At 65.0% G+C, this 11,863-nt stretch carries 7 protein-coding genes; 2 read left to right on the top strand and 5 right to left on the bottom strand.

Going from position 1 to position 11,863, the window contains the following annotated elements; translation table 11 throughout:
- Nucleotides 1-32: 32 nt before the first annotated feature.
- Entirely contained in the window at nt 33-1,406 is a 1,374-nt protein-coding gene (locus K3152_RS07900) for a hypothetical protein (protein ID WP_221573544.1), read from the bottom strand.
- Entirely contained in the window at nt 1,403-2,452 is a 1,050-nt protein-coding gene (locus tag K3152_RS07895) for a glycosyltransferase (protein WP_221573543.1), read from the bottom strand. Before K3152_RS07895 ends, K3152_RS07900 begins: the two co-directional genes overlap by 4 nt.
- A 149-nt stretch (nt 2,453-2,601) precedes the next feature.
- Here K3152_RS07895 and K3152_RS07890 point away from each other — a divergent pair, with 149 nt between their 5' ends.
- A complete protein-coding gene (locus K3152_RS07890) occupies nt 2,602-3,630 on the top strand; it encodes a LacI family DNA-binding transcriptional regulator (protein ID WP_221573542.1) in 1,029 nt (342 codons plus the stop codon).
- A gap of 84 nt (nt 3,631-3,714) precedes the next feature.
- Nucleotides 3,715-7,053, top strand: a complete 3,339-nt coding sequence (locus K3152_RS07885; RefSeq protein WP_221573541.1) for an amidohydrolase family protein — start codon at nt 3,715-3,717, stop codon at nt 7,051-7,053.
- A gap of 71 nt (nt 7,054-7,124) precedes the next feature.
- Here K3152_RS07885 and K3152_RS07880 read toward each other — a convergent pair whose 3' ends face one another.
- From K3152_RS07880 to K3152_RS07870, 3 genes are read right to left on the bottom strand one after another with little or no spacing between them, the layout of a single operon-like run.
- A complete protein-coding gene (locus K3152_RS07880) occupies nt 7,125-8,468 on the bottom strand; it encodes a methyl-accepting chemotaxis protein (protein WP_345719779.1) in 1,344 nt (447 codons plus the stop codon).
- A 50-nt stretch (nt 8,469-8,518) separates the two neighbouring features.
- Complete coding sequence (locus tag K3152_RS07875; RefSeq protein WP_247713270.1) at nt 8,519-10,297, bottom strand: methyl-accepting chemotaxis protein; 1,779 nt, start codon at nt 10,295-10,297, stop codon at nt 8,519-8,521.
- A complete protein-coding gene (locus K3152_RS07870; protein WP_345719778.1) occupies nt 10,294-11,832 on the bottom strand; it encodes a putative bifunctional diguanylate cyclase/phosphodiesterase in 1,539 nt (512 codons plus the stop codon). The genes K3152_RS07875 and K3152_RS07870 overlap by 4 nt, the downstream gene beginning before the upstream one ends.
- Nucleotides 11,833-11,863 lie beyond the last annotated feature (31 nt).

Below are 11,863 nucleotides of genomic sequence, written 5' to 3'. Positions count from 1 at the left end.
CTATCTCGTAGTGCGCAGGCTAAGCAAGTTGGTCATTTGCGTTTCGCAAGCGCGCGCGAGAGGCCCCGCACATCGTCCAGCCGCTCGGGTGAGGTCAGCGAAGCGGCGAACTCGGAAGCCGTCATTTCCAGCGCTGCGAGCGTACGCTTCAGGGCGGGAAGGAACTGGCTCGCCTCGGCAAGGATGAGCGGCAAGAGGACTACCGAAAGCGAAAATCCCGCCCAGCCCAGCAAGACAGCGAGCAGGAGCGCCAGCGCCGACCCGGCGAGATAGAGCACGACCACCGGGGCATGGGCGTTATCGGCGGCAAGCACCGCCATGGGCGCAGCGGACAAGGCTCTCAGCGTGGCCGCAGTCACAAGGACGAGGGCGATGCTGGTGCTGAAAATCGTCTCGCCCAGCGTGTAAAGGTCCTGCAGCCACGGACCGATGGCCAGGAGGAAGAAGGCGAAGAGGGCCGCGATGCCGATTGATACAAGCGTCATCGTCGCGAGCATGCGCTTTTGCACGGCGCGCCGGTCGCCATCGATATAGCCGCTCTCGTAGAACTGCAGGCCGTAGGTCACGTTGGTGACGAGGTCGAGCAGGCGGGTGAGGGTACGGGTCGCGGCAAACCCCGCGAGGACGACGGCTCCAAAGGTCGCGCCGACCAGCAGGAGATAGCCTTGCAGGTTGAGACCGAAGACCAGCGGCATCAGCATGAAGGCGAGGCTGGGGCGCCACAGGTCGGTGACGCTCGCCTGCAGGTCGCCATGTCCGCTCTCGAACATTTGCGGCGCAGCCTTGCGGGCGGAGAGGTAAATCCACAGCGCGGACAGGCAGCGGAACAGCGCGAGGCTCATGGCGAGCGTCGACAGGCTGTCGGAGAAGGTGACCGCAGCGGCAATCACCACGATTTCGAGCAGGCTTGTCGCATTGTAGAGGAAGATGTGGTCGGGATAGCGGCCCGCGACGCGGTAGGGGATGTCGAAAATCGCCATCTGGCTGGTCGCGAAAATGTAGAGCGAGAGCCATGCCGCGGCTTTCGCCATGTCCCACAGGGCGACATCGCCGTCATATTCGACCACCGAGGGGATGATGAACATCGCAGCGCTCGCGAAGACCAGCGCGAGAGCGGCGGTGGAGAAGGCGGAAATGGTCCATGCCGCGCGGAAATCCTGCCGGGCGCGGGCTAGGTCGCCTGCCTGTGCTGCGGCCAATGCGGCAGTCCCGCCTGCGCCTGCAAAGCCGTTGCCCACCAGAGCGACATAGGCAGGCACGGCGAAGAGAATGAGCCAGCTCCCGACCGCCTCCACGCTCCAGCTGGCGAAGAAAATCGGCAACGTCGCGAATTGCACCGCGATGCGCGTCGCGACGGCCATCAAATTGGCAGAAATGCCGCGTAGGAGGCGGCGCTGGTCGCTCATGCCTCGGTCTTTCGCCCGAGCAGTTTGCGTCCGACGGACTTGCCCGTGTCGACGACGGCCTGTGCCGCGCCAAGCGCCCTCACGCGGCGCTTCTCGCGCGGCAAATGCGCTTCCCACTGGCGATGGCGCGCTGATATCGGGCCTTCGAGCAAGGCAACCCATTGCGAGGCCAGCCGCTCTACGCTGAAGGTCTTCGCCCGCCTGTGGCCTGCCTCGACGAGGTCGCGGTAAAGGCCCGGGTCGCTGCGCAGCCGGTCTATCTGGCTCACCGCCTCTTCGAGATTATGTGCGAGCAAATGGTCCATGCCCGCAGTGCCGACCTGCGCAAAGGCACTGTCGCTTCCGCTGACGAAGGGCACGCCTGCAATCCACGAATTGAGCAGCTTGTTCGCCGGTTTGCGCGAATGGCGTGCATTGCCGAAACTGCGCAGGCCGATGGCGATGTCGATGTCCGAATAGTCGTTCCAGCGTTCGGGCGGCTGGACCACGAATTCGAGCCCGCGCGCCTCCATCGCCTTGCTCCACTGCTCGGCGGTGCCTGCAAGATTGCCGTCGAGCTTGCCAAGGAAACCGACCCGCTTCACGCCTTCGCGGCTCTCGTCGCGCGGGACGATGCCCGCCTGCGGCCAGAGATATTGCAGCGCCCCGTCTTCGCAGAGGAGGTCAGTGTTCTGCTGGATATGGAACTGCGCCCACAGCACGCGCGGATAGTCCGCCTGGATCGAAACCTGAAACAGTGAAGGGTCCGCCCCGGCGCGCGACAGCGTCTTCGACTTGGCGAGGTTGATGCGCCCCTCGGCAGGCTCGGTCGCAATCTCGATGCCGCCCACGCCCATGTCGCGCAGGCGGCACCAGGTCTGGACCGTCCAGCAAAGGTCGCCATTCTCGGCAAAGCTCTTGAGGATGTCGGGCCTCGCGCCCAGCAGCGCGTCGAAATCCTCGCTCGCGATGGCCTCTGCCGCACCGAAACGGTCATTGTGGACAAAGCGCACCGGCGCGGGCGTTTCCAGCTCCCTCTCGCCGGCGGATATGGTGCAATCGCTCATCTTTAGTGTTCGCGATGCTGCTGCATGCGCTGTCCCCGTTGACCCTTGGCGACGCGACATCCCACGAGAATGCCACTTGCGCAAGTTTCGCGGCCTCTCGCTTTCCCGAATTCCTTTCGCTAGGGCAGGTCCGGAGTTGAGGAGTTGCCATGACAAAAGAGGGTAACGGGCGCCCCTATCGCGTGACGTCCATTGACGTTGCGGAGCGCGCCGGGGTCAGCCAGTCGACTGTCAGCCGCGCGCTGTCGGGTTCGGAAACGATTACCGAAGCCACGCGGCGCCGGGTCGAACAGGCCGCTGCCGAACTGGGCTATCACGTCAATATGCGCGCCGCAGGCCTGCGCAAGGGCGAGACCGGCACCATCGCCATTGTCGTCATCGGACGCGACGGGCAGGGGCCGGCCGCCATCAACCCCTTTTACTACAGCCTGCTCGGCAGCACCTGCGCCGCGGCGGCAGAGCGTGGCTACGAAGCGCTCGTTTCGTTCCAGGCCAAGGAAGACGAGCTCTTCGGCCATTATGTCGGTCGCAGGCAGGCCGATGGCGTGGTGGTCATCGGCACGGCTACGAATACGCCGGCGTGGGACTATTTCCGCACCGTGGCGGCGAGCAGCCATGCGATTGCCTTCTGGGGCTCGCCCTTCGACGATGCGGTCTGGGTGCGTTCGGACAATGCCGAGGGCGGCAGGCTGGCGGTCGAGAGGCTGATCGCGGGCGGGGCGAAGGACATCCACTTCGTCGGCGACCCCAATTCCTCGCAGAAACAATTCCGCGAACGCTACGAGGGCTACAAGACCGCCATGGAGAAATCCGGCCTGACAGCGTACGAAGCGGTCGTGCCGGACAAGGGCGAGCGCGTTGTGCAGGGCCGCACTGCAGTGGCTGATCTGTGCGATCGCGGCGCAGATTTCGATGGGCTCTTCTTCGCCTGCGATGCCATGGCGCTGGGCGCGCTGGAGGAACTGGCTTCGCGCAGCATCGCCGTGCCGGGCAAGGTCGGCGTGGTCGGCTTCGACGGCCTCGGCTCGGGCGAATTCAGCAATCCCCCGCTGACCACGGTCGAACCCGATTTCGCCGAAGCGGGACGCCTGCTGGTCGAGACCGCGCTGGCTGGGGAAGGCGAGCGCGCCGAGCGGCGTGTGCCCGTGCGACTGGTGGAGCGTTCGAGCGCCAAGTAACGACGCTCGCCCAATGCCCGTTTGCCAAGCGGGCGTCGCCACGTCTAAGCCTCCCCGCACATCTCTAGGGGAGAGCTAAGAGACATGAAAACCAGCATCGCTTCCGCCCTCGCGCTCGTGCTTTGTGCGGGGTCCGCACCTGCCTTCGCGCAGAACCAGGAACCCGAGCCGAGCCCCAATCCGGTCGAGGAGCAGGAGGTCGACGCCTCGCAGGACGAGCTGCCCGAGGAAGGCAGCGGCGAACAGGTCGATGCAGCGCCCGCCACCGTCCCGATTGCGGGCGAGGGCGAGAAGGACCAGGGCTGGGACGTCACCGCCCCGCGCGGTGCCACCATGCGCGAAGTCGCGATCAACACCGACGAAGGCACCTGGATGGATGTCGCCGTCTCACCCGACGGGCGCACGATCGCCTTCTCGATGCTCGGTGACATCTATACGATGCCCGTCACGGGCGGTACGCCGACGCGGATTGCGGAAGGGCTGGCATGGGAAATCCAGCCGCGTTTCTCGCCCGACGGCAGCCGCATCGCCTTCATTTCGGACCGCGGCGGCGGCGACAATATCTGGCTGATGAACACCGACGGCTCGAACAAGTTGCAGGTGACCAAGGAGGACTTCCGCCTCCTCAACCAGCCAAGCTGGTCGCCCGACGGGCGCTACATCGTCGCCAAGAAGCATTTCACCACGCAGCGCAGCGCCGGCACGGGCGAAATCTGGCTCTATCATGTCTCGGGCGGCGGCGGCGTCCAGCTGGTCAAGCGCTCAAGCGAAGCGGTGCAGAAGGAGCTGGGCGAACCCATCTACGCGCCTGACGGCAACGCCATCTACTACACCCGCAACATCACCCCCGGCGCGACCTTCGAATATGCGCAGGATTCGACGCAGGGCATCTTCAATATCGAGCGCTACGACATTGACACCGGTGAGGTGACCACCGCAGTCGGCGGTTTCGGCGGCGCAGTGCGTCCCACGCCTTCGCCCGACGGCAAGAAAATCGCCTTCGTGCGCCGCGACAAGGACCAGTCGCAGCTGTGGGTGAAGGACCTCTCCACGGGTGAAGAGCGGATGATCTACGGCTCGCTCGACCTCGATTTGCAGGAGACCTGGGCGGTCTACGGCGTCTATCCGATGATGGACTGGATGCCCGACGGGAACAGCATGGTCGTCTGGGCAGGTGGCAAGCTCAATCGGGTGTCTGCCGACGGCTCTGGCGCGAGCGTCATCCCCTTCAGCATCTCCGACACGCGGATGGTCGCCGAAGCGCCGCATCCGGTCATCGATGTCGCGCCCGATGCCTTCACTGCGAAAATCCCGCGCTTCGCCAGCGTTTCGCCCGATGGCCGTACGGTGGTCTTCGAAAGCCTCGGCAAGCTCTACACCAAGCCGGTCGGCAGCAATGCCGAGCCGCGCCGCCTGACTTCGGGCGGCGGCGATGCCCTTGAACTGTGGCCCGCATGGTCGCGCGACGGCAAGCGCATTGCCTTCGTGCGCTGGACCGACAGCGGCCTCGGCAAGATTGTCACGGTCGACAGCCGCGGGCGCGGCGAGCGTATCGTGACCAGCCAGCAGGGCCATTATGCCGTCCCGCAATTCTCTCCCGAAGGCGACACCATCGTCTTCGAGAAGCGCGGCGGCGGTTATTTGACCTCGCCCTATTTTTCGGAAAACGAGGGCACCTATGCGGTCAATGCAGGAGGCGGCACGCCGCGCTTGATTGCGCGCGATACCTCGACCCCGCAGTTCGGGGCAGACGATGACCGCGTCTTCATGTTCGGCCGCTCGGGCGGCAAGCTGCAATTGCTCTCTGCCGACCTCGACGGCGAGGCGCGCCGCGTCCATGTCGAGGGCGAGCTTGCCAACGACTTCCGGGTCAGCCCGCGCGGCGATTACGTGGCCTTCCGCCAGAATTACGAAGTGTTCGCCATGCCGCTTCTTCCCGGCGGCCAGACCGTCACGGTGAGCGAGAAATCCGGCTCGCTGCCGATTACCAAGGTCAGCACGGGCGGGGCGGATTACATCGGCTGGACAGAGGATGGCTCGACGCTGCACTGGTCGATGGGACCGGTGCTCTACCGCGCCAGCACTTCCGCGCTCACGCCGACCACGCCCGATAGCGAAGCGCCGAAATTCACTCCGCCCGACACCGGCACCTCGCTCGCGCGCACTATCCGAGCCGACAAGGCGAGCGGCACGGTGGCGATTACCGGCGCGCGCATCCACACCATGGCGGGCGAGGGCGCAGGCACCATCGAGAACGGCACCATCCTTATCGAGGGTGACCGTATCGCTGCCATCGGTCCGGCAGGCTCTGTGCAGGTGCCTTCGGGAGCAACGGTGGTCGAGGCCAATGGCCGCACCATCATCCCCGGCCTCGTCGATGCCCATGCCCACGGGCCGCAAGGGTCGGGCGATCTCATCCCGCAGCAGAACTGGTACCAGGTCCAGCAACTGGCGATGGGTTCGACGACCATCCACGACCCGTCGTCTTCGGCCAGCATGATTTTCGCCGCGGCAGAACGCCAGCAGGCGGGCACTCTGCTCGCCCCGCGTATCTTCTCGACCGGCGAAATCATCTACGGTGCCAAGGCGCCCAGCGTCTATGCGCGCATCGACAGCTACGAAGACGCGCTCGCCCATGTCCGCCGCATCAAGGCGCAGGGCGGCATCAGCGTGAAGAACTACAACCAGCCACGGCGCGAGCAGCGCCAGCAGGTCGTGGCCGCCGCGCGGGCCGAAAACATGCTGGTGGTTGCCGAGGGTGGTTCGCTCTTCGGCATGGACATGAACCTGATCGCCGACGGCAATTCGACCGTCGAACACAACATCCCGGTCGATGTGATGTACGAGGACGTGCTGCAGATGTTCAGCGGCTCGGACACGAATTACACGCCGACGCTCACCGTGACCTATGGCGGTCTCGCCGCCGACCCATACTGGCGGCAGGCGACCGATGTGTTCGACAACCCGCTGCTCGTCCACACGCCGCCCAAGCTGCTGCTCGCCCAGACCGGCCGCCGCATCACCGCGCCCGACTGGGCCTTCGTCGACGACAACGCCGCGCGTGAGGCCAAGAAACTGGCCGAGCGCGGCGTGAAGGTCAGCATCGGCGCGCATGGCCAGCAGGCGGGCATCGCGGCGCATTGGGAGCTATGGAGCTTCGTACGCGGCGGCATGTCCAATGTGCAGGCGCTGCGGGCCGGGACCATCGAACCGGCAAAATCGCTGGGCATGGCGCAGGATGTCGGCAGCCTCGAAGTCGGCAAGCTCGCCGACCTCGTTATCCTGACTGCAGACCCGGCGCAGGACATCCAGAACTCGGATGACATTGCGCAGGTCATGCTCGGCGGGCGTCTCTACGACGCGCGGACGATGAACGAGGTCGAGACCGGCAACGAGGAGCGCCTGCCCTATTGGTGGGAGTAAGCAAAAGGGCGGCTCCGGCGTAGTGCCGGGCCGCCCTTCCGTGCCTCATGCGCTAGCCAGCGCGGGACAAATTACGCCGCGCGAATGTGGAACAGGAATTCGTCGACCTTGTCGCGCAAGGTCGTCGCCTGGCCTTCGAGATCGCTCGAAGAAGCGAGCACCTGGCTCGCCGCAGCGCCGGCCGCAATGCTGGTGTCGCGCATATTGTCGAGGTGACCTGCCACTTCGTCCGTCCCATGCGCGGCGCGGTCGATACTGCGCGCAAGGTCCTGACCTGCGACCGACTGCTGGTCGACGGCACTGGCAATCGAGATGGCGGTCGTCTCCAACTGTTTGATCTGCTCGCCGATCGAGCGCAGAGCACTGACGCTGGCTCCGGTCGAGGCCTGCATCGCCTGGATCTGCTCCGAGACTTCCTCGGTCGCTCGGCTGGTCTGCGCGGCGAGTTCCTTCACCTCGCTCGCCACGACTGCAAAGCCACGCCCCGCTTCGCCGCCACGTGCCGCCTCGATTGAAGCGTTGAGGGCGAGGAGGTTGGTGCGCTGTGCAATCGACTGGATCATTTCGACGATCTGGCCGACCTGCTCGGCAGCAGAGGCCAGCGCAGAAATCGTTCCGTCTGCGTTTTCTGCATCATCCGAAGCCTTGCGGGCAAGTTCGGCCGAATTGGCCGCCTGACGGCTGATTTCGCTGATCGACATGGCGAATTCGTCCGACGCGGCGGCGGCGGCGGTTACGCCACCCGAGGCCGTTTCCATGGCGACCGATACCTGGCTGGCCTGTCCGGCGGCCTGTTCGGCAGCCGATGCCATTGCGCCTGCAGTCGCATTCAGCTGGCTGGAGGCCGCCGCTACGCCGCCGACGACATCGCCGACGGTCTTCTCGAAGCTGTCGGCCAGCAGCATCAGTTCCTGCTTGCGCTGCTCGGAAGCTGCCTTGCGGCCGGCGAAAAGCTCGTCGAGCTTGTGGCCGGAGCGGGAGAAGACCGCCAGCGCACGTGCGAGATCGCCGATTTCGTCGGGACGGCTGGTGTCGCCCGCCTCGATGTCGCGTGCGCCAGCCGAGAGACGGCCCATTTCACCGACCATGTGCTGGAAGGGGACGATCACTTCGCCCAGGATGAAGCGCAGGCTGAGCACCGCGCCAATGCAAGAAATTGCGGCGATAGCGATGACGAGCACCCGCACGGTATCGGCCATGTCAGGGTTGGAGAGGCCGACGAGAGAGAGGATCGCGAGGCTGAGAACGCCGCCGAGCGTGAAGATCGAGGCAATCTTGGCCTTGGCAGCCATCGACTTGGCCATGAACCAGCCGTGCAGGCCGCCCGTATAGCGCAGGTCTTCGATGTCCGCGCCTTCGACCTCGGCAATCTCGCGGTTCAGTTCCTCGTCAATCACCGTCGTATGTGCGTTCACGGTATTTCCCCCAAACACTGCGCCTCTCCCGGCGCAGAACAATTATCGACTCAAGCAGCGCGCACGTGCTGCAGGAATTCATCGACCTGCTGGCGCAACACCCCGGCCTGCGATTCGAGGCTGGTGGCAGAGCCGAGCACCTGGCTGGCCGCAGCGCCCGTCGCCACGCTCGCTTCGCGCACCTGCGCGATGCTGCCCGACACCTCGTCGGTAGAGCGCGCGGCAAGGTCGATGCTGCGCGCCAGGTCTTGCCCTGCGACCGACTGCTGGTCGACGGCGCTGGCAATCGAAATCGCGGTCGTCTCCAGCTGCTTGATCTGGTCGCCGATCGAGCGCAGCGCGTCGACGCTGGCGCCGGTTGAGGCCTGCATGGCCTGGATCTGCTCCGCCACTTCCTCCGTTGCGCGGCTGGTCTGTGCGGCGAGTTCCTTAACCTCGCTGGCGACCACGGCGAAGCCGCGACCGGCCTCGCCGCCACGCGCAGCTTCGATCGAGGCGTTCAATGCAAGGAGATTGGTGCGCTGGGCGATCGACTGGATGAGTTCGACGATCTGTCCCACCTGTTCTGCCGAGGCGGCGAGCGCCCCGATCGTGTGGTCGGCACCTTCCGCATCGTCCGAGGCTTTGCGGGCTAGCTCGGCCGAATGCGATGCCTGGCGGCTGATTTCGCCAATCGACATGGCGAATTCGTCCGAAGCGGCAGCAGCTGCGGTCACGCCGCCCGAAGCCTGCCCCATCGCGTTGGAGACAGCCTCGCTCTGATAGGAAGCCTGCTCGGCAGCAGCGGCCACGCTGGAGGCGGTCGCGTTGAGCTGGGTGGAAGCGGCGGCCACGCCGCTGACCACTTCGCCGACGGTGCTTTCGAACTGCAGGGCGAGGCGTTCGAGGTCGTATTTGCGCTGGGCCCGCATGGCCTCTTTCTCTTCCGACATCTTTTCGAAACGGAAGGCAGCGCGCAGGAACACGTGGAGCGAACGGGCGAGGCCGCCCAGCTCGTCGCGGCGCTCGAGGCCGGGTATCTGGATCGACTTGTCACCGGTCGCGAGGCGCTCGGATGCGTCGGTGAGTTCGCTCACCGTGCCGGCAATATCGCGCGCGATCACGCGGGTGCTGACGAGGATGAGCCCGATGCCGATGGTGGCGACCGAGAAGAAGGCGACGAAGAGCCAGAAGATGGTGGTTTCGCCTGCAGCGTCGCTTGCCTCGCCCTGGCGGAAGAGGCTGGTCTTCAGCTTGCTGGCAAGGGCATTGAAGGCATCGCCATGGTCCAATGCCTCTTCGGCGACCAAGGCGCGGGTCGCAAGGTCCGGAGCGCTTTTCTGGCTTGCGATATCCGACTGGATAACGTCCAGGCTGGTGCGAAGTTCGGCGATTGTTTCGAGTTCCGTAGCCGCGATATCGCGCGCACCGCGCTCGAGCGAGTTCAGGTCACGGCGCGCTTCCTGAAGGCTTTCCTCGGCGTTGGTGATAGAGCTGGTGTCGCCAGTCCATGCGAAGCGCTGCGCGTTGAGCAGCGCTTCGTCGATATCCGTCTTGAGTTCGGTGGACAGGACCAGCATCTCGCCAATCTGCATGCGCTCGTGACGCAGCTGCACGGCAGTCCATCCGCCGATGATGATCGACAGGAGAATGAAGACAACCGCGCCGATATTGGCAAGCGCGACGATGCTCAGTTTGCCGCCGATGGAAAGGTCGGCAAACTTGCCGCGCAGGCCCGTGCTTCCGGCACCGATGTCCGCGAGGATCGCACGATCTTCGGCAATCTCGTCGGAATAGTACTTCGCAGTGTCGGTATCCTGCGCTTCGAAGTCATGCGTGACGGCGTTCATGCTACCTTGCTTTCCCAATCGGTGTTTTCTTTGTCATCTGCCGCCTTGACCTCGCTGCCGAGGAATTGCGGGATCTGGTCGGCGGGCATGGCTTTGAAATAGAGCCAGCCCTGGATCTGGTCGCAGCCGGCCGCGCGGACCATGTCGGCCTGTTCTTCGGTCTCCACGCCTTCGGCGGTGACTTCCATCTTCATGGCGCGCGCCATGGTGATGCTGGAGAGCATCATGGCGCGGCTGGAATCGTCCTCGCTCGCCTGGCTGACGAGGCTGCGGTCGAGCTTCAGCTTCTCGAAGCGGAACTGGCGCAGGAAGCCGATCGAGGCATAACCCGTGCCGAAATCGTCGAGCGCGACGCTGATGCCGAAGCCGCGGATGAGGTTGAGGCTGCGCTCGGCGACCACGGGATCGAGCACGAGGCAGGTTTCGGTCACTTCGAGTTCGAGGCGCTCGGGGTCGAAGCCCGTTTCCTCGAGGATGTGGCCGAGCTGGATGGGGAATTCCGGGTTGCGCAGCTGGGCGGCGGAAATGTTGACCGACAGGGTCACGCCTTCCCATTCGAGCGCATCGACACAGGCCTGGCGCAGGACCCACAGGCCGATCGGATTGATGAGGCCCGATTCCTCGGCCACGGGCACGAAGACGTTGGGGCCCACGACCTTGCCGTCGGGGCGGTCCCAGCGCAGCAGGCTCTCGACCGAGACGACCTTGCGCGTCGTGCTGTCGACCAGCGGCTGGTAATGCATGCGGAACTCGCCCAGCGCGAGCGCCTGGCGCAGTTCGTCGTCCATCTGCTTGATCTGTTCGCGGCTGCGGTCGAAGGCCTCGTTGAACCAGGTGCAGCGCATCTTGCCCCCGCGCTTGGAGGCATACATGGCGACATCCGCGCGGCGCAGCATTTCGGACGACGCAACCGTCTTGCCCGGCGCATTGCGCGCAAGGCCGATACTGGCGCCCAGCGTCAGGCGGCGGTCGGCAACCTTGATGGATTTCGCGAGTCGCTCGATGATGCGGCGGCAATGTCCTTCGAGCAGCGTGCCCGAAAGGTCACCGGTCATCAGGATGGCATATTCGTCGCCGCCGAGGCGGTAGAGGTCGGCTTCCTCGCCGCAGATATCGCGGATGATGCGGGCGATTTCCTTGATGGTGTTGTCGCCCACGACATGACCGTAGTGGTCGTTGATAATCTTGAACCCGTCGAGATCGACGATGGCGAGCGCGACCTCGTGCTCGGCCGACATGGTGTCGGTGATGTCACGGTGCAGCGCGCGGCGATTCGGCAGGAGCGTGAGCGCGTCGCTGCTCGACAGGCGCTCGAGCCGCCGGAGGTGCTTGATGCCGAGGACCGCAAAGCCGCCGATGCTGGCGAGGAAGGCGACCAGGCCGCCTCCGAGAACCGCAGACATCGAGGCAATGCCGAGTTGCGGGCCGAAAAAGGCGAGCAGCGCGGTCACGCTGACGATACCGGCGAGCGCAGCCAGCGGCGCGAAAATCATCACGCGTGTGCTTTGCTGTGCCATCTCTGTATGTGAACGCACGCAGGTATCCCCCTCGGTGGCATGGTCCGGT

The organism is Qipengyuania polymorpha, from assembly GCF_019711435.1.
Lineage (GTDB): Bacteria > Pseudomonadota > Alphaproteobacteria > Sphingomonadales > Sphingomonadaceae > Qipengyuania > Qipengyuania polymorpha.
Note: the sequence above shows the minus strand (reverse complement) of the source record. Positions and strands in the feature narration are given on the sequence as shown.

Coding starts and splice junctions, on each gene's coding strand:
- K3152_RS07900 (WP_221573544.1), bottom strand. CDS start 1,406: ATGAGCGACCAGCGCCGCCTCCTACGCGGCATTTCTGCCAATTTGATG.
- K3152_RS07895 (WP_221573543.1), bottom strand. CDS start 2,452: ATGAGCGATTGCACCATATCCGCCGGCGAGAGGGAGCTGGAAACGCCC.
- K3152_RS07890 (WP_221573542.1), top strand. CDS start 2,602: ATGACAAAAGAGGGTAACGGGCGCCCCTATCGCGTGACGTCCATTGAC.
- K3152_RS07885 (WP_221573541.1), top strand. CDS start 3,715: ATGAAAACCAGCATCGCTTCCGCCCTCGCGCTCGTGCTTTGTGCGGGG.
- K3152_RS07875 (WP_247713270.1), bottom strand. CDS start 10,297: ATGAACGCCGTCACGCATGACTTCGAAGCGCAGGATACCGACACTGCG.